Source organism: Streptomyces sp. NPDC004667 (assembly GCF_040609475.1).
In the GTDB taxonomy this organism is placed as follows: domain Bacteria; phylum Actinomycetota; class Actinomycetes; order Streptomycetales; family Streptomycetaceae; genus Streptomyces.
Window position 1 is genome coordinate 40,496 of sequence record NZ_JBEXKC010000050.1, and the last position, 17,353, is coordinate 57,848.

The window sequence follows — 17,353 nt, forward strand, 5'->3', positions numbered from 1 at the left end:
CCCGGCTAGACGAGCGGCTCCAGTTCGGGGATCAGGCGCCCGCGGCGGGACAGCAGGAAGCGCTTGAACTCCGCCACCGGCGGGGTGTCGGGGTGGCCGTCCAGCCAGGCGACGCCGATCTGGCGCACCGCGCGCGGCGCCGTCACCGTCAGCTCCACCACCCCCGGCCGGGGCACGGCGGGCGGCGGCAGCAGGGCCACGCCCAGGCCCGCCGCGACCAGGCCGCGCAGGGTCTCGGCTTCCTCGCCCTCGAAGGCGACCTTCGGGGTGAAGCCCGCTTCCGCGCACAGGTCGTCGGTGATGCGGCGCAGGCCGTAGCCCGCTTCCAGGGTGACGAAGGTTTCCTCCGCGGCCTCGGCGAGCCGGATCCGCTTGCGCACCGCGAGGCGGTGGTCGTCCGGGACCACCAGGCGCAGCCGCTGTTCGTCGAGCCGGCGGGCCACCAGGTCGGGGGCGTCGGGCAGGGGCGAGGTGAGGCACAGGTCGAGTTCTCCGGCCCGGAGCTTCTCCAGCATGGCCTCGCCGTAGTTCTGGACGAGGGAGAACCGTACGCGCGGGTGGTCGGCCCGGAAGGCGCGGATCAGGCCGGGCACGGTCTCGGGGCCCAGGGTGTGCAGGAAGCCGAAGGCGACCTTCCCGAAGGAGGGGTCGGCGTCCTCCTGGACGGAGCCGGCCGCGCGGGCGATGCCCTCCAGGGCCCGTTCGGCGGAGGCGAGGAAGGTGCGGCCGGCCGTGGTGAGGGCGACGGTGCGGCCCTTGCGGGCGAACAGCGTGACGCCCAGGTCCTGTTCGAGGCGGACCATCGCCCTCGACAGGGTGGACTGCGGGACGCCCAGCTCGTGCGCGGCGCGGGTGACGTGCTCGTGCCGGGCGACGGCGGTGAAGTACGCGAGGCGCGGGGCCAGCAGGCGTGTCACGGCCATGTCTTCTTCGTAACGGTTCGTTGACATGTACGCCCCTGAGCTGTGGTGATGCGCGAGTGGATCGATTATCGCGAATTCGTGCATTGGACGCATGAAAAACAGGGGCCTACCTTCGACGTATGCCTCCCGCTCATACCGGGGCACCCGTCACCTCGGGTGCCTCCACCGCGTCGTTCCCGCAGCCCGAAGCCCACTCCCCCGGCCGCCCCGGCTACCGCCGGATGAGCCTCGCGCTCTTCGCCGCCGGACTGGCGACCTTCGCCCTCCTCTACTCCACCCAGGCGCTGCTGCCCGCGGTCTCCGCCGGCTTCGGCGTGACGGCCGGTCAGGCCAGCTGGACGGTGTCGGCGGCCACCGGCGCGCTCGCCCTGTTCGTCCTGCCGCTCAGCGCGCTGTCGGAGCGGTTCGGGCGGACCCGGATGATGACCTGGTCGATGGTGATCGCAGTCGGCGTCGGCCTCCTCGTCCCCTTCGCCCCGAACCTGGAGTGGCTGGTGGCGCTGCGCGCGGTGCAGGGCGCGGCGATCGCCGGGATCCCGGCCTCCGCGATGGCGTACCTCGCGGAGGAGGTCAAGCCGAAGGCCCTGGTCGGGGCGATCGGCCTGTTCGTGGCGGGCAACTCCATCGGCGGCATGAGCGGCCGCATCGTGACCGGCTGGGCCGCGCAGCTGTGGGGCTGGCGGGCCGGGCTGCTTGCCGTCGGTCTGATGGCGCTGGCCTGCGCGGCGGCCTTCCTGGTGCTGCTGCCCCGGGCACGGTTCTTCCGGCCGGCCTCGCTGAACCCGCGCGCGGTGGGACGTACCGTCGCCGGGCACCTGCGCGATCCGCTGCTGCTGCGGCTCTACGGGATCGGCGCGCTGTTCATGACCGTCTTCGGGGCGGTGTACACGGTCATCGGCTACCGGCTGGTGGACGAGCCGTTCTCGCTGCCGCAGGGCGTGGTCGGTTCGGTGTTCCTCGTCTACCTGGTGGGTACGGCCTCGTCGGCCGCGGCCGGTCAGCTGGTGGCCCGTACGGGTCGGCGCGGGGCGCTGTACCTGGCGGTGACCACGACCGCGCTGGGTCTGCTGCTGTCGCTGGCCGACTCCCTCGCCGCGATCCTGGCGGGGCTGGTGCTGATCACGGCGGGCTTCTTCGCGGGCCACGCCGTGGCCTCGGCGGCGGTGAGCCGGACGGCGAAGTCGGGCCGGGCGCAGGCCTCCGCGCTCTACCAGTCCGCGTACTACCTGGGCTCCAGCGCGGGCGGCACCCTGGGCGCGCTGGCCTACCACGCTTCGGGCTGGGCGGCCACGGTCGGCATCGCGCTGCTGGCGGTGGTGGGCGTCGCGTCGATCACCCTCTACGGGTCCCACGCGGCCCGGGTGGAGCGGGCGCGCGGACGGCGGCTCGCGGCTCCGGCCGCGGCGGCCCGCTGAGCGACGGCGCCGACGGGACCGACGGGACCGACGGGACCGACGGGACCGACGGGACCGACGGGACCGACCCGGAACTACCGGGACAGAAGATCGGACGGCCGGGCGAACGGCCGTCCGATCTGCATATTTCACTGTGCCGGACCTCCTGACGAAAGCGGCTCCAGACCCTACGCTCGCGTTGCGACTCGCCGTGTTTCCGGGGCATGGGGCCCCCGAACGCCCGGGGCGAGGGCAGGGGAGGACCCCATGGCGGGGATACGGGTGCGCGCGAAGCGGCGTGCCGCGGTGGTGTTCGGCGGGGCGCTGGCCCTCGCGGTACCGGTGGTGCTGACGGGGGGCGGGACGGCCCAGGCCGCCGCCACCGCCTCGTGCAACGTGACCACCGGGCCCTACCAGCGTCAGGTGGAGCAGTTCCTGGGGCGGCCGGTGGACGGGGTGCAGTCGGCGGCCGACTGCGCGGCGATCCAGTCCTTCCAGGCCACCCACGGGATCACCCCCACGATGGGGTACGCGGGCCCGCTGACCTGGCAGACGATGAACACGATGCTCGCGCAGCGGGCCGCGGGCAAGAACCCGAACGCGGCCGGGACCTGTCCCACCAACCTGGGCCGGATCGCCTGCGTGGACCTGACCCGGCAGCTCAGCTGGATCCAGGACGGCGCGACGCTGAAGTACGGGCCGGTGGCGGTGCGCACCGGTAAGGCGGAGACCCCGACGCGGACCGGCCTGAAGAAGATCTACTACCGGTCCATCGACCACTGGTCGACGCTCTACAACGTCTCGATGCCGTACGCGCAGTTCTTCGACGGCGGGATCGCCTTCCACTCGGTGACCAAGAGCATGTGGAACCCTCCGGGTTCCGGCGGCTGCGTGAACATGACGACGGCCGACGCGAAGGCGTACTGGAGCCTGCTGGGCAACGGCGAGGACGTCTTCGTGTACGGGCGCAAGCCCGGAACCTGACAGTCCCCCGCGCTCCCGGCTGCCGTTGTCGGACCCCTCGGGTAGTTTCCGTCACAGACGGAACTACCTGGGGGCGACACCATGAGTGACCTCGCGACGACACCGCCGGACCTCGACGCCGCGATGGACCGCTACCGCGTCGAACTGACCGGCTACTGCTACCGGATGCTCGGTTCCGCCTTCGACGCCGAGGACGCGGTGCAGGACACGTACATCCGTGCCTGGCGGGCGTACGAGAAGTTCGAGGGCCGCTCCTCGCTGCGGTCCTGGCTGTACCGGATCGCCACCAACGTCTGCCTGGACCTGCTGAACGCGGGCAACAAGCGGGCCCGTCCCATGGACCTCACCGCCCCGCAGCACCAGGCCTCCGCCGTGCTCAGCGAGCGGCCCGAGGTGACCTGGCTGGAGCCGGTGCCCGACGCGCGGGTGCTGCCGCAGACCGCCGACCCGGCGGAGCTGGCGCTGGCCAAGGAGTCCGTCCGGCTGGCCTTCGTCGCCGCCCTCCAGCACCTGCCGGCCAAGCAGCGGGCCGTGCTGATCCTGCGGGAGGTGCTGGCCTGGAAGGCGGAGGAGGTCGCGCAGCTCCTGGAGACCACGGTCGCGTCGGTGAACAGCGCCCTCCAGCGGGCCCGGGCCACCCTTTCCGGGCAGCGCGTCCGCGAGAGCGAGGCGGCCGACCCCCTCGACGCCGCGCAGGCCGAGCTGCTGGGGCGGTACCTGTCCGCCTTCGAGGCCTACGACATCACGCGGCTGACGGCCCTGCTGCACGAGGACGCGGTGCTGTCGATGCCGCCGTTCGACCTGTGGCTGCGGGGCCACGCCGACATCGCGGCGTGGCACCTGAACCAGGGCATCGGCTGCAAGGGCTCCCGTCTGGTCCCCACCACGGCGAACGGCATGCCGGCCTTCGGCCAGTACCGGCCCGCCCCCTCGGGGACCGGGCACGTGCCGTGGGCGCTCCAGGTACTGGAGATCTCAGACGGGAAGATCGTCGGCCTCAACGCCTTCCTCGACACCGCCCGCTGGTTCCCGCTGTTCGGCCTCCCCGAGCAGCTCTGACAGGCCTACGAGGCCCAGCAGGGCCCGCAGTGCGGGGCCGGCGCCGGTCACGGTGAAGGCCCCGCGCCCCCGCGCGGCCAGCCGCAGCCGCGCGAGCACCTCGACGGCCCCGAGTCCGGGCGCGGTCACGGCCGTCGCGTCACACACCACCGCGTCGGCCCCGCCGTCGTAGAGCAGGGCGAGGCGCGCGCAGAGCCGCGCCGCGTCCTCGGCACCGGGGGCGGGTCCGGGCAGTACGAGCCGTCCGATCTTCATGACGGGTTGACCGGCGGCGCGCCTGGAACTCATCGGGGGTCAACACAATGGCCAGCGGCGCGCCCACGGGGCGGGGAGGCGCTGCCGCGGCGCTGAGGGTCAGGGGCGGGGGAAGCTGAAAGTGTCGAGAGTGAGCTCGAACGGCTTGGGCAGCAGGACGGCCTCACCGAACTTGCCCGCGTGCAGGACGCGGTACTTGCTGTCGCTGGGCTCACCGTAGAGGTAGATGGCGGGCCCGCCCGTCGCGTGCGGGTCGATGAGGAGGTACAGGGGGACGCCTGCGGCGGCGTAGCCGTTGAGCTTGCACACGCGGTCGTTGACGGCGTTCGACCTGGACGTGATTTCGACGACGAGCTCGGCTGCCGCGGCCGGAACGAAGTTCCCCTCCGCGTTGACCACCTCGGCGGGTACCACAGCCAGATCCGGAACGTAGAGCCCACTGCGCGACGGCACTGCGACGTTGAGGGTTTGGTAGACATCCCAGTCGTCGGGAACGGCAGCCAGTAGTGACCGGTGCAGCTTCCCTGCGATGTAGTTGTGCTGGTTGGCGGGCGGTGGTGCCACGGTGACGATCCCCTCGATGATCTCCACCTTGCAGCCCTCCGGCCAGTCCGACTCCTCCCAGAGGCGGACAAGCGCGTCCCAGCCCTCGCCACCGGATGGCTCGTGCTGGACGGTGAGTGCGCTCATGGTGTGCTCCTCAATCGGTTCGTCACCAATCCCAGCATGACGAACGGGACCGGTGGGCGTCCACCGGTCCCGTTCAGCCGTACGGGTGGGCCGCGCGTCAGGCGATGCGGTCCAGGACGATCGGGGTGGCCGAGAAGGCCGTGCCCGCCGGGGCCACGTCGTAGGAGCCCTCCAGGGAGGCCAGGGCGTACTCGAACTTCTCCGGCGTGTCCGTGTGCAGGGTCATCAGCGGCTGGCCCGCGGTGACCGTGTCGCCCGGCTTCGCGTGCAGCTCGATGCCCGCGCCGGCCTGGACCGGGTCCTCCTTGCGGGCGCGGCCCGCGCCCAGGCGCCAGGCGCCGACGCCGACGGCGTACGCGTCGAGGCGGGTCAGGACGCCCGAGGCGGAGGCGGTGACCACGTGCTGCTCGCGGGCCACCGGCAGGGCGGCGTCCGGGTCGCCGCCCTGGGCGGAGATCATCCGGCGCCACACGTCCATCGCGGAGCCGTCGGCCAGGGCCTTCGCCGGGTCGGCGTCCTTGATGCCCGCGGCGTCCAGCATCTCGCGGGCCAGGGCCAGCGTCAGCTCGACCACGTCGGAGGGGCCGCCGCCGGCCAGGACCTCGACGGACTCGCGGATCTCCAGGGCGTTGCCCGCGGTCAGGCCGAGCGGGGTGGACATGTCGGTGAGCAGGGCGATCGTCTTGACGCCGCTGTCGGTGCCGAGGGCCACCATGGTGGAGGCCAGCTCGCGGGCGTCCTCGATGTTCTTCATGAACGCGCCGGTGCCGACCTTGACGTCCAGGACGAGCGAGCCCGTACCCTCGGCGATCTTCTTCGACATGATCGAGGAGGCGATCAGCGGGATGGCCTCGACGGTGCCGGTGACGTCGCGCAGGGCGTACAGCTTCTTGTCGGCCGGGGCCAGGCCGTCGCCCGCCGCGCAGATGACGGCGCCGGTGGTGTCGAGGACGTTCAGCATCTCCTCGTTGGAGAGCAGCGCGCGCCAGCCCGGGATGGACTCCAGCTTGTCCAGGGTGCCGCCGGTGTGGCCCAGGCCGCGGCCGGAGAGCTGCGGCACGGCCGCGCCGCAGGCGGCGACGAGCGGGGCCAGCGGGAGGGTGATCTTGTCGCCGACGCCGCCGGTGGAGTGCTTGTCGGCGGTGGGGCGGGAGAGGGAGTCGAAGTTCATCCGCTCGCCGGAGGCGATCATCGCGGCGGTCCAGCGGGCGATCTCGGCCCGGTTCATGCCGTTGAGCAGGATGGCCATGGCCAGAGCGGACATCTGCTCGTCGGCGACGACCCCGCGGGTGTAGGCGTCGATGACCCAGTCGATCTGCTCGGGGCTCAGCTCACCACGGTCCCGCTTGGTCCGGATGACGGAGATGACGTCCATGAGGTGACTTCCTTCTACGCGCATAGAGATGGGGGAGGGAGTTCAGGAAATGTTCGAGGGGGGTTCGAGCGGGGCCCGACCGGCCCACCGGAAGCGGGACGGCCCTCCGCCCGGCAGGGGCGGAGGGCCGTCGGCACGGCTATCTCAGGTGGTCGGGCCCGAAGGCCTGCGGCAGCATCGCGCTCAGCGGGAGGATCCCGTCGGGCGTGTCCACCAGCAGGTCCGGGCCGCCGAACTCGTAGAGCAGCTGGCGGCAGCGCCCGCAGGGGACGAGGCTCTGGCCCTTGCCGTCCACGCACGTGAAGTGGGTGAGACGGCCGCCGCCGGTGGCCTGGAGGGAGGAGACCAGGCCGCACTCGGCGCACAGGCCGAGTCCGTAGCTCGCGTTCTCGACGTTGCAGCCGGTGACGACCCGGCCGTCGTCGACCTGCGCGGCCACCCCGACCGGGAAGCCCGAGTAGGGGGCGTACGCCCGGGTCATCGCGACCCGGGCGGCGGCCCGCAGGCCTTCCCAGTCCACCGCGTGTTCCGCGGTCACTTGCCCTGGCCCTTGCGGTACGGCATGCCGTCCGCCTTGGGCATCCGCAGGCGCTGCGCCGACAGGGCGAGCACGAGCAGCGTGGTCAGGTACGGGGCGGCGTCGACGAACTGGCTCGGCACCTGGTCGGTGAGCGCGTACCAGATGAAGAGGCCGACGGCGCAGACCGCCGCGACGGCGGCCTGGACGTGCTTCTTCTTGTACAGCTGCCAGACGACGACGAGCACCAGCAGGATCGCCAGGAGCAGCAGCATCGCGTGGACGTTCTCGGCACCGCCGCGCAGGCGGAGGCTGTAGGTGAAGCCGAAGAGGCCCGAGCCGAGGGCCATGCCGCCCGGCATCCAGTTACCGAAGATCATCGCGGCGAGACCGATGTAGCCGCGGCCGCCGGTCTGGCCCTCCTGGTAGATGCCGGTGGAGACGATCGCGAGGAAGGCGCCGCCGAGGCCGGCCATCGCGCCGGAGACGATCACCGCGATGTACTTGTACTTGTAGACGTTGACGCCGAGGGACTCGGCGGCGATCGGGTTCTCACCGCAGGAGCGCAGTCGCAGGCCGAAGGCCGTGCGCCACAGCACCCACCAGGTGGCGGGGACCAGGAGCACCGCGACGACGGTCAGCAGCGAGAGGTTGGTGACCAGACCGCCGATGACGCCTGCGGCGTCCGAGATCAGGAACCAGTGCTTGCCCTGGAGGGTCGCCATCCAGTCCGAGAGTCCCGGGATCGTGATCTCGGTGATCGAATCGATGCGCGGGGACTGCTTGGAGGAGCCGCCCGGGGTCTTGTCGAAGGTGAAGTTCGACAGGTACTGGGTGAAGCCGACGGCCAGGATGTTGATCGCCACACCGGAGACGATGTGGTTCACGTTGAAGGTGACGGTGATGATCGCGTGCAGCAGACCGCCGATCGCGCCGCCGATGATGCCCACGAGGACACCGGTCCACGGACCCCACTGGTAGCCGGCCCAGGCGCCGAACCAGGTGCCGAGGATCATCATGCCTTCGAGGCCGATGTTGACCACGCCCGCGCGCTCGGCCCACAGGCCGCCGAGGCCCGCGAGGGCGATCGGCACCGCGAGCTGGAGGGCGCCGGAGACCTGGCCGACGGAGGTCAGGTCGTTGGCTCCGGAGATCAGCCGGACGACCGAGATCAGTGCGAGGCCTCCCGCGATCATCAGCAGGATCCAGGGCAGGGTGAGCTTGCGGCGGCCGCCGCCCTTGGGCGCGGCGCTCGTCGCGGAAACGGTGCTGGTGCTCACGCCGCGACCTCCTTGTTGTCGGTCTTGAGGGCGTGGCCGGCGGCCAGCTCTTCGCCGACCTTCTGCTGCTGGCGGCGGATGCCGTAGCGGCGGACGAGCTCGTAGCTGACGACGACCGCGATCACGATCAGGCCCTGCATGATCGTGCCGATCTCCTTGGCGTAGCCCTCGGTGTCGAGACCGGCGGACGCCTTGTCGATGAAGGCGATCAGGAAGGCCGAGAAGAAGATGCCGATCGGGTTGTTGCGGCCGAGCAGAGCGACGGTGATGCCGGTGAAGCCCACACCCAGCGGGAAGGACAGGTTGTACGTGTGCGACTCGCCCAGCAGCAGCGGCATGCCTGTCAGACCCGCGACCGCGCCCGAGATGAGCATCGCAGTCATGATCATCTTCTTGGGCTCGACCCCGGAGGCCTGCGCGGCGGACTCGCTGGCGCCGGAGGCGCGCAGGTCGAAGCCGAAGCGGGTCCGGTTGAGCACGAACCAGTAGACGACGCCGAGCGCGAAGGCGATGAAGGTGAAGCCGTAGATGTCGCCGCCGGACAGGGACAGGGCCGGGAACCAGCCGGACTCCGGGATGTCACCGGTGGTCAGGTCGTTCGAGCCGGGCGGCTGCACGCCGAGGTTCTTCGGCAGGAGCAGCCAGGCGATCAGCGAGGTCGCGATGGCGTTGAGCATGATCGTGGAGACGACCTCGCTCACGCCGCGGCGGGCCTTGAGGATGCCCGCGATGCCGGACCAGAAGGCACCGGTCACCATGGCGACGAGCACGATCAGCAGGACGTGCAGCGGCCCGGGCAGCGAGACCGAGGCGCCGACCACGGCGGAGATCATCGCCGCGAGGCGGTACTGGCCGTCGACGCCGATGTTGAAGAGGTTCATCCGGAAGCCGATGGCTACGGCCAGGGCTGCCAGGAAGTAGATGCCGGCCTGATTGATGATCAGGACCTGGATGTCCTCGTAGCTCGCCTGCTCGATCATGATCCGCAGCGGGTCGATCGGGTCCACGCCCGAGAGGGCCAGCACGATCATGGTCAGCACCAGGGCGCTGACCAGCGCGAGCACCGGTCCGGCAGCTGCGAGGAGCAGCCGGTCCTTGTCGAATTTCTTCATCGGGCCTCGTCCTCCGTGGTGTCGCCGTCGACCCCGGCGGAGTGGTCGTCTTGGGCTTCGAGGTGCCCGCTGGCTGCGCCGGTCATGGCGGTGCCGAGCTCCTCGGGGGTGATCGTCGCAGGGTCGGCGTCCGCGACCAGGCGACCGCGGTAGATGACGCGCAGCGTGTCGGACAGGCCGATCAGCTCGTCCAGGTCGGCCGAGATCAGGAGCACGGCCAGGCCCTCGCGACGGGCCTCGCGGATGGCGTCCCAGATCTGCGCCTGCGCGCCGACGTCCACACCACGGGTGGGGTGGGCGGCGATGAGGAACTTCGGGTTGTGGCTCATCTCGCGGCCGACGATCAGCTTCTGCTGGTTGCCGCCGGAGAGCGAGGCCGCGGTGACGTCGATACCGGGGGTACGGACGTCGTACTCGCGGACGATCCGCTCGGTGTCCTTGCGGGCGGCCTTCGGGTCGAGGATGCCGCCCTTGGAGTTGGGCCGCTCGGTGACGTGGCCGAGGATGCGGTTCTCCCAGAGGGGGGACTCCAGGAGCAGGCCGTGCCGGTGGCGGTCCTCGGGGATGTAACCGATGCCGCCCTCGCGGCGCTTGCGGACCGGCATCTTGGTGATGTCGGCGCCGTCGAGGGTGATGACGCCCGCGTCGGGGCTGATCATGCCCATGAGGGCCTCGATCAGCTCCGTCTGGCCGTTGCCCTCGACGCCGGCGATACCGAGGATCTCGCCCTTGTGGATGGTGAAGCCGATCCCGTCGAGCAGGAGGCGGCCGGCGACCGGGGCCTCGCGCAGGTCGGTGTCGGAGTCGCCCGGGGCCGGCGCGGAGGTCTCGGGGGTGGTGACCGTGCCGGACTCGGCGACGGTCAGGCTCTCGACCTTGAGCATCGGGGTCGTGGTCACCGTGGACTCGCGGGTCTCCGGCGAGGGCAGCTCGGTGCCGACCATCAGCTCGGCGAGCTGCTTGGTCGTCGCCGTCTTCGGGTCGGCGGTGCCGACCGTGGTGCCGCGGCGGATGACGGTGATGTCGTCGGCGACCTTCAGCACCTCGCCCAGCTTGTGCGAGATGAAGATGACGGTCAGGCCCTCGGCCTTGAGCTCGCGCAGGTTGTCGAAGAGCGCGTCCACTTCCTGCGGCACGAGCACGGCGGTGGGCTCGTCGAGGATGAGGGTCTTCGCGCCGCGGTAGAGGACCTTGAGGATCTCCACGCGCTGGCGGTCGGCGACACCGAGGTCTTCGATCAGGGCGTCGGGGCGCGCGCCGAGGCCGTACGCGTCCGAGATCTCCATGATCTTCTTGCGGGCCTTGGAGCCGATGCCGTAGAGCTTCTCGCCGCCGAGGACGACGTTCTCCAGGACGGTGAGGTTGTCGGCCAGCATGAAGTGCTGGTGGACCATGCCGATGCCGCGGGCGATGGCCTCGCCCGGGTTGTTGAAGGAGACCTGCTCCCCGTCGATGGCGATGGTGCCCTCGTCCGGCTTCTGCATGCCGTAGAGGATCTTCATCAGGGTCGACTTGCCGGCACCGTTCTCGCCGATGAGGGCGTGGACCGTGCCCTTGCGGACGGAGATGGCGATGTCCTTGTTGGCGACGACGCCGGGGAAACGCTTGGTGATGCCGTGCAGTTCTACGGCGAGAGGGGGGCTGGACGCGTTGATGACGCACTCTCCTTGGCGCGGAAGGAGCTGGAAAGCCAAGTTGGCAGGGGGGACAGGGCGGGGGAGAGAAGGTATCGCGTCCACGATGCCTCTACGCGCGTAGCACTGTCGAAAGTGAAAACTTGCGGCCAACTGGCCACAAGTTCGCACGGACTGGGGGCGGAGACGCGGTTCGGGGTCCGGGAGCGGGTTGACCGCTTCCGGACCCCGGGGACCACGACTACGCGTCAGACAAGGGCCTTACGGCGCGGTCTTGACGGTGATCTTCTTCGCGATGATGTCGGCCTTGGCCTTCTCCACCGCGGCGGTGACGTCCGTCATTTCCTTGTACTTCGGGTTGGAGTCGGCCAGGCCGACACCGTTCTTGTCCAGGCCGTAACGGACCTCGCCGGACTCCGGCTTGCCGTCCTTGACCGACTTGATCAGGTTGTAGACCGCGTCGGAGACGTCCTTGGTGACCGAGGTCAGGATGTGGTCCTTGTACTTCGACAGACCGGCCTGGTTGTACTGGTCGGAGTCGACGCCGATGGCCCACTTGCCGGCGCTGGAGGCGGCCTCGATGGCGCCCGAGCCCGCGAGACCGGCGGCGGCGTAGATCACGTCGGCGCCGCCGTCGAGCTGGCCCTTGGCGGTGGCCTTGCCGAGGTCCGGCTTGGCGAAGCCCGAGAAGTCCGGCGGCTGGGTCAGGTAGGCCGACAGCACCTTGGCGTTGGGGTTGGTGTCCTTGACGCCCTGCTCGAAGCCCGCCTGGAACTTCTTGATCAGCGGAACCTCGACGCCGCCGATGAAGCCGACGGTGTTGGACTTCGACGCCTTGGCGGCGGCGACGCCGGCCAGGTAGGAGCCCTGCTCCTCGTTGAAGACCAGGTTGGCGATGTTCTTGTCGGTCACCGAGGTGTCGTCGATGATGCCGAACGTGGTGTTCGGGAACTTCGCGGCGACCTTCTTGATGGCCGGGGCGTAGGAGAAGCCGACGCCGATGACCGGGTTGTTGCCCTTGCGCGCCAGCTCGGTGAGGCGCTGGACCTTGTCGGCCTCGCTCTCGCCCTCGGTGGGCTCCGCCTCGGCGGTCTTGACCTTGAGGTCCTTCTCGGCCTTCTCGAGGCCCGCGTAGGCGGCGTCGTTGAACGACTGGTCGCCGCGGCCGCCGACGTCGTAGGCGATGGCGGCGCCGGCGCTCTTCGTCTCCGAGGACGAGGAGGACGACGAGGACGAGGCGTCCGAGGACTTCTTTCCGCCACAGGCGGTGGCCGAGAGGGCCAGCGCCGCGGACGCGATGCCCACGGTGGCGATCCTGGTGATCCGGCGCAAGGGGAGGCTCCTTCAAAACCTGACCGAAGCGCCACGACCGGCGCTGGTTTAGCGGCGATCGTAACGCGCGTAGATGTCAGTTAAAGGCCCGTTCATGAGTCGTTATCGGATCGTCGCGAACCGGACAGTGACCGATCGGTAACGCGACATGTGCCCAGCCCTTGTGTACCAAGGGCTGGACAGCCCCACTGGTGGAGAACGGATCGGGGTACGGACTTTGCCCCCGCTTTGCCGCTCGTGCGCTATCCGGCCACGCCCGCGCGGCAGCCGTCGAGCAGCGCGGCGGCGGTGAAGAACTCCACGCCGACGGCGATCGCGCTCTCGTCGACGTCGAAGTCGCCCCGGTGCAGGTCGCGCTTGGCGGTGTCGCCGGGCCTGCGGACGCCCAGGCGGGCCATGGCGCCGGGGACGTGCTCCAGGTACCAGGAGAAGTCCTCGCCGCCGAGGCTCTGCTCGGTGTCCTCGATCGACCCGGCTCCGCAGCGGGCCGCCATCGCCTCCCGCAGCAGTTCGGTGACGACCGGGTCGTTGACCACCGGGGGGACCCCGCGCACGTGGTTGATCTCGAACTTCGCCCCGTGCATCGTGGCGACCTCGTCGATCGCCGCGTGGATCATGTCGGGGGCCTCGTACCAGGCGTTCAGGTCCAGGCAGCGGACGGTGCCGGACAGCTCCGCCTGCATGGGGATGACGTTGCAGGCGTGACCCGCCTCGATCCGGCCCCAGGTGACCGACATGCCCGAGCGGGCGTCCATGCGCCGGGTCAGCAGGGCGGGGACGTCGACGGCGAGGCGGGCGGCGGCCGTCACCAGGTCGGTGGTCAGGTGCGGGCGGGCCGTGTGACCACCCGGGCCGGAGAGGCTGACCTCCAGACGGTCACAAGCGGAAGTGATCGCCCCGGTGCGCAGTCCGATCCGGCCCGCGTCGACGCGCGGGTCGCAGTGGACCGCGATGATCCGCCCCACGCCGTCCAGCACCCCGGACTCGATGGCCTCGCTCGCGCCGCCCGGCAGTACCTCCTCGGCGGGCTGGAACAGCAGCCGCACCGGGCGGGGCAGCAGCCCCTGGCGGTCGAGCTCGGCGAGCACCAGGCCCGCGCCGAGGACCACGGCCGTGTGCACGTCGTGCCCGCAGGCGTGGGCGCGGTCCGGGACGGTGGAGCGGTACGCGACGTGCGTCTTGGCGTCCGGAATCGGCAGGGCGTCGATGTCCGCGCGCAGGGCCAGCATCGGCCGCCCCCCGTCCCGGGTCCCGACGTCACAGATCAGCCCCGTGCCGGAGTCCAGCACGCGTGGGCGCAGGCCTGCTTTTTCGAGCCGGGCCTTGATCGCCGCCGTGGTGCGGAACTCCTGGTGTCCTAGCTCGGGATGCATGTGCAAGTCCCGTCGGAAGGCGATCAGTTCGGCACGCAGGTGGTCCGGAAGCTTGCCGGGCAGCTCGGGCCGGTCGGGCGTGCCGGGCAGGGCGGTCTGGGACTCGCGGGACATCAACTGGTTCACCCGTTGAAGGGTAGGCCCACGGATGGGTCAACTGGCCGGAGATCACCAAAAGTTCATGCCGTTAGGGGAAAGAAACCCGGCCTCTGGACGCATGACCGTATGCTGCCGGGGGTAAACTCGCGCGCTCATCCGGCCGCGGGGGCTGCCTGAGCGGGGAGTCTGCGCACATCACGGGCCGTTTCGGTGACGCCCGCGAGGAAGCTGCGGGCCCTCGGCGAGGCGGCGGCGGTGAGCCAGGCGGGGTCGATATCGCATACGGCCACCGTCACGCCGGTCCCGCTCAGCGCGTAGGGCAGCGTGTGGACCACGGTGGACGGGAAACTGACGATCGTACGGCCGACCGGGCCGCGCCGGGCGATCAGCTCCAGCGGCAGGTCCGGGCGCACGATCTCCAGCCCGGTCGCCGCGCTCAGTGCGCGCAGCTTCTCCGGGGACTCGCGGCGGTGCGCGAAGTAGCGGGTCGCTCCGTGCTCCAGGGTCAGGGCGCGGACCGCGTCGAGGTAGCGGGCCGGGTCGACGACCCCGGTCTCCACCAGGGAGGTGCCCACGAGGTCGGTGCCCTTGGTCAGACGGGGCGGGCCGAAGCGGGAGCGGGTCCAGGCGAAGTCGTTCACGCGCAGCCGCATCCCGGGCAGCGGGGTGACCGGCATCGAGGTGAAGACCTCGGTGACGCGCCCGCCGCGCGGGGTCAGCCGGCGCCGCGCCGTCCCCGACACCGGGGCGTACGCGAGCTCGCGCGCCCGGGACAGGGTCCCGCCGCCGGTGCGGTGCCAGCGGCGCAGCCGCTCGCCGCGCCCGAGCTGCGCGATGAACTCCATGGTGGCGGTGCCGTCGTCCACGACGACCAGTTCGGCGGTGCGGGCCGGGACCAGCAGCAGCTGCACGAGCCGCGAGAAGGGGTCTCCGACGACGATCCGCCCGGCCCGGCGCACGGCCGGGGTGAGGGCGGTCAGGGCCCCCACGGGGCTGCCGGAGCCGCCGCGGGCCTCCTGCCAGTGCACGGCGTGGCCCTCGTCGCGGGCGATTCCGGCGACCCGGCGCAGCTGCCCGCGGGACATCGGGTCGGTGGGCGGCAGTACGACGACGCGCAGCCACCCGGCGGCCGGCCGCGGCGGGCCGTCCTGCGGGCGGCCGGCGCGGCCGGGGAGGGAACCGGGCTGGCGGGGGACGGCGGACAGCAGGGGCGCGGTGGCCCCGGCCTCGGACTCGGCATGCGCGTGGGTGTGGGCGTGGGCGTGGGCCCATTCGAGCACGTTGAGCAGCTGGACCGGGCTCTCGACGAGGGCCAGCGTGGGGGCGGGAGAGTTCACCGGGTGCTCCGCTCTTGGAGGAGGGGTGGGGCCGGGTCAGACCGCTGCCGGGGCCTGGCCCTGGACGCGGCGGAGCTTCTTCATGGGACCGAGCTCGGACGCGTAGACCTTCTTGACGCCGTCGCCGAGTGCGGTCTCGATGGTGCGGATGTCGCGCACGAGGCGGGCGAGGCCGCCGGGTTCCACGGAGGCGGCCTGGTCGGAGCCCCACATGGCGCGGTCGAGGGTGATGTGCCGCTCGACGAAGGTGGCGCCGAGGGCGACGGCGGCGAGCGTGGTCTGCAGGCCGGTCTCGTGGCCGGAGTAGCCGATCGGGACGTTCGGGTACTCCTCCTGGAGGGTGTTGATGACCCGCAGGTTGAGCTCCTCCGCCTTCGCCGGGTACGTCGAAGTGGCGTGGCAGAGAAGGATGTTGTCGCTGCCGAGCACCTCGACGGCATGCCGGATCTGCTTGGGGGTGGACATGCCCGTGGACAGGACGACGGTGCGGCCGGTGGCCCGCAGGGAGCGCAGGAGTTCGTCGTCGGTGAGGGAGGCGGAGGCCACCTTGTGGGCGGGCAGGTCGAACTTCTCCAGGAAGGCGACGGCCTCGGTGTCCCAGGGGGAGGCGAACCAGGCGATGCCGCGGCGGGCGCAGTGCTCGTCGATGGCCAGGTAGTCGGCCTCGCCGAACTCGACGCGGTGGCGGTAGTCGATGTACGTCATCCGCCCCCAGGGGGTGTCGCGTTCGACGTCCCACTGGTCGCGCGGGGTGCAGATCTCCGGGGTGCGCTTCTGGAACTTGACGGCGTCGCAGCCCGCGTCGACGGCGGCGTCGACGAGGGCGAAGGCGGTGCCGAGGTCGCCGTTGTGGTTGATGCCGATCTCGCCGACGACGTAGACCCGGTGGCCGGGGCCCACGATGCGCGAACCGAAGCTGCGCTGACGGGAGTTGGGGGTGGCGACGGTCATGGCAGGGGGTGTCCTTCGATCGGTGGGGGCGGGGTCCGGTGCGTGGGGGGAGTCGAGGAGGGGTGCCAGGAGGCGGGCGCGGGCGAGGTCGTGCGGGTCGTCGACCTCCAGGACCCGCGCCGGGTCGGCCGGCACGGGCAGGGTCCGGCCGAAGAAGCGGTGGCGGGCGGCGCGGAAGCCGGCCGCGTCCATGGCGTAGGCGGCGCCGGTCTCCAGCAGTTCGGCGGGGCGGTCCTGCCTGCGGGGCCGGTACGCCGCCTCGTGGTTGACCCCGGCTCCGCGGCCGTCGGGTCCCGTCCGCCACAGGAAGCCGTGGAAGGGGGCGGCGGTCAGGGCGGTGTCGGCGGCTCCCGAGGCCACGGCCGCGGCGACCGACTCGACGTCGGAGGGGGTCAGGAAGGGGCTGGTGCACTGGACCAGCAGGAGCACGTCCACGGTGAGGGAGTGCAGTTCCTCGAAGGAGTCCAGGGCGTGCAGCAGGGCCGCCTCGCTGCTCGCGGTGTCCCCGGAGAGGGCCGCGGGCCGGGTGAGCACCGCGGCTCCCGCGGCGCGGGCGGCCGCCGCGACGGCCGGGGAGTCGGTGGAGACGACCACGTCGGTGACGGTGGGCGCGGCCCGGCAGGCCCGCACGGCGCGGGCGACGAGCGGGATCCCGCCAACGGGTGCGGTGTTCTTGCCGGGCACCCCCTTGGACCCGCCGCGGGCCGGGATCACCGCGAGGACCCTCACAGCTCGCCCAGCCGTCGGATCACCGGGGCCACCCGCTGGACCCCGTGCCGGTAGGCGCCCCGGGCGGCCTCGCGCAGGTGGGTGCGGAGCCAGCGGCGCGCCCCGGAGGACTCCCCCGCCGCACGGGCGCCGGCCCCTGGGAGCGGGGTCCCGTCGGGGGCGAGCCGGTGGCGGGCCAGGATCCCGGGGAGGTAGCCGGGGGCGGTGGCGAGCGTGTAGTACGGGGCCACGGGCGGCAGCCGGTCCGCGGCGAGCGCTCTGCCCCTGGGGCTGGGCCGCCCACCTCGCCGGCGGCGAACTCAGCACCCG

At 71.5% G+C, this 17,353-nt stretch carries 15 protein-coding genes and 2 pseudogenes; 3 read left to right on the forward strand and 14 right to left on the reverse strand.

What is annotated here, in order from left to right:
* Nucleotides 1–5: 5 nt before the first annotated feature.
* On the reverse strand, nt 6–923 hold the full coding sequence (locus ABZW32_RS25360) for a LysR family transcriptional regulator (protein ID WP_356219653.1): 918 nt from the start codon (nt 921–923) through the stop codon (nt 6–8).
* A 119-nt stretch (nt 924–1,042) separates the two neighbouring features.
* Between ABZW32_RS25360 and ABZW32_RS25365 the strand changes: the two genes are divergently transcribed.
* The 3 genes from ABZW32_RS25365 to ABZW32_RS25375 all read left to right on the forward strand — a co-directional run bounded on the left by ABZW32_RS25365 (nt 1,043) and on the right by ABZW32_RS25375 (nt 4,360).
* On the forward strand, nt 1,043–2,338 hold the full coding sequence (locus ABZW32_RS25365; RefSeq protein WP_356219655.1) for an MFS transporter: 1,296 nt from the start codon (nt 1,043–1,045) through the stop codon (nt 2,336–2,338).
* 246 nt (nt 2,339–2,584) lie between these two features.
* Complete coding sequence (locus ABZW32_RS25370; protein WP_356219658.1) at nt 2,585–3,301, forward strand: L,D-transpeptidase family protein; 717 nt, start codon at nt 2,585–2,587, stop codon at nt 3,299–3,301.
* An 81-nt stretch (nt 3,302–3,382) separates the two neighbouring features.
* Entirely contained in the window at nt 3,383–4,360 is a 978-nt protein-coding gene (locus tag ABZW32_RS25375) for a sigma-70 family RNA polymerase sigma factor (RefSeq protein ID WP_356219661.1), read from the forward strand.
* On the opposite strand, the gene ABZW32_RS25380 is transcribed toward ABZW32_RS25375, so the two are convergent.
* The 13 genes and pseudogenes from ABZW32_RS25380 to ABZW32_RS25440 form a co-directional block, all read right to left on the reverse strand.
* On the reverse strand, nt 4,277–4,648 hold the full coding sequence (locus tag ABZW32_RS25380; protein ID WP_356219663.1) for an STAS domain-containing protein: 372 nt from the start codon (nt 4,646–4,648) through the stop codon (nt 4,277–4,279). The two genes, ABZW32_RS25375 and ABZW32_RS25380, sit on opposite strands and share 84 nt — an antisense overlap.
* A 66-nt stretch (nt 4,649–4,714) precedes the next feature.
* A complete protein-coding gene (locus ABZW32_RS25385; RefSeq protein WP_356219665.1) occupies nt 4,715–5,305 on the reverse strand; it encodes a Uma2 family endonuclease in 591 nt (196 codons plus the stop codon).
* A 97-nt stretch (nt 5,306–5,402) separates the two neighbouring features.
* Nucleotides 5,403–6,680, reverse strand: a complete 1,278-nt coding sequence (locus ABZW32_RS25390) for a thymidine phosphorylase (RefSeq protein ID WP_030231066.1) — start codon at nt 6,678–6,680, stop codon at nt 5,403–5,405.
* Nucleotides 6,681–6,819: 139 nt separating this feature from the next.
* Nucleotides 6,820–7,218 (reverse strand): cytidine deaminase, encoded by a 399-nt coding sequence (locus ABZW32_RS25395; protein ID WP_356219667.1) that lies wholly within the window; start codon nt 7,216–7,218, stop codon nt 6,820–6,822.
* Nucleotides 7,215–8,477: an ABC transporter permease gene (locus ABZW32_RS25400; protein ID WP_356219670.1), complete on the reverse strand. Its 1,263-nt coding sequence runs from the start codon at nt 8,475–8,477 to the stop codon at nt 7,215–7,217. The genes ABZW32_RS25395 and ABZW32_RS25400 overlap by 4 nt, the downstream gene beginning before the upstream one ends.
* Entirely contained in the window at nt 8,474–9,589 is a 1,116-nt protein-coding gene (locus ABZW32_RS25405; RefSeq protein WP_356219673.1) for an ABC transporter permease, read from the reverse strand. The genes ABZW32_RS25400 and ABZW32_RS25405 overlap by 4 nt, the downstream gene beginning before the upstream one ends.
* Nucleotides 9,586–11,244 (reverse strand): ABC transporter ATP-binding protein, encoded by a 1,659-nt coding sequence (locus ABZW32_RS25410; protein ID WP_356219692.1) that lies wholly within the window; start codon nt 11,242–11,244, stop codon nt 9,586–9,588. The genes ABZW32_RS25405 and ABZW32_RS25410 overlap by 4 nt, the downstream gene beginning before the upstream one ends.
* Nucleotides 11,245–11,484: 240 nt before the next feature.
* Nucleotides 11,485–12,555, reverse strand: a complete 1,071-nt coding sequence (locus tag ABZW32_RS25415; protein ID WP_356219676.1) for a BMP family ABC transporter substrate-binding protein — start codon at nt 12,553–12,555, stop codon at nt 11,485–11,487.
* Nucleotides 12,556–12,797: 242 nt separating this feature from the next.
* A complete protein-coding gene (locus ABZW32_RS25420) occupies nt 12,798–14,042 on the reverse strand; it encodes an amidohydrolase (protein WP_356219694.1) in 1,245 nt (414 codons plus the stop codon).
* A gap of 137 nt (nt 14,043–14,179) precedes the next feature.
* Nucleotides 14,180–15,364, reverse strand: coding sequence for a hypothetical protein (locus ABZW32_RS25425; protein WP_356219678.1), 1,185 nt, complete (start codon nt 15,362–15,364; stop codon nt 14,180–14,182).
* 36 nt (nt 15,365–15,400) lie between these two features.
* Entirely contained in the window at nt 15,401–16,315 is a 915-nt protein-coding gene (locus tag ABZW32_RS25430) for an N-acetylneuraminate synthase family protein (RefSeq protein WP_356219697.1), read from the reverse strand.
* Between the two features lie 333 nt (nt 16,316–16,648).
* Nucleotides 16,649–17,044, reverse strand: a pseudogene (locus ABZW32_RS25435) (NTP transferase domain-containing protein); the annotation flags it as partial.
* Nucleotides 17,041–17,298 (reverse strand): annotated as a pseudogene (locus tag ABZW32_RS25440) (hypothetical protein); the annotation flags it as partial. The pseudogenes ABZW32_RS25440 and ABZW32_RS25435, both read right to left, overlap by 4 nt.
* Nucleotides 17,299–17,353: the final 55 nt, after the last annotated feature.

Coding starts and splice junctions, on each gene's coding strand:
- ABZW32_RS25360 (WP_356219653.1), bottom strand. CDS start 923: ATGGCCGTGACACGCCTGCTGGCCCCGCGCCTCGCGTACTTCACCGCC.
- ABZW32_RS25365 (WP_356219655.1), top strand. CDS start 1,043: ATGCCTCCCGCTCATACCGGGGCACCCGTCACCTCGGGTGCCTCCACC.
- ABZW32_RS25370 (WP_356219658.1), top strand. CDS start 2,585: ATGGCGGGGATACGGGTGCGCGCGAAGCGGCGTGCCGCGGTGGTGTTC.
- ABZW32_RS25375 (WP_356219661.1), top strand. CDS start 3,383: ATGAGTGACCTCGCGACGACACCGCCGGACCTCGACGCCGCGATGGAC.
- ABZW32_RS25380 (WP_356219663.1), bottom strand. CDS start 4,648: ATGAGTTCCAGGCGCGCCGCCGGTCAACCCGTCATGAAGATCGGACGG.
- ABZW32_RS25385 (WP_356219665.1), bottom strand. CDS start 5,305: ATGAGCGCACTCACCGTCCAGCACGAGCCATCCGGTGGCGAGGGCTGG.
- ABZW32_RS25390 (WP_030231066.1), bottom strand. CDS start 6,680: ATGGACGTCATCTCCGTCATCCGGACCAAGCGGGACCGTGGTGAGCTG.
- ABZW32_RS25405 (WP_356219673.1), bottom strand. CDS start 9,589: ATGAAGAAATTCGACAAGGACCGGCTGCTCCTCGCAGCTGCCGGACCG.
- ABZW32_RS25420 (WP_356219694.1), bottom strand. CDS start 14,042: ATGTCCCGCGAGTCCCAGACCGCCCTGCCCGGCACGCCCGACCGGCCC.
- ABZW32_RS25430 (WP_356219697.1), bottom strand. CDS start 16,315: ATGACCGTCGCCACCCCCAACTCCCGTCAGCGCAGCTTCGGTTCGCGC.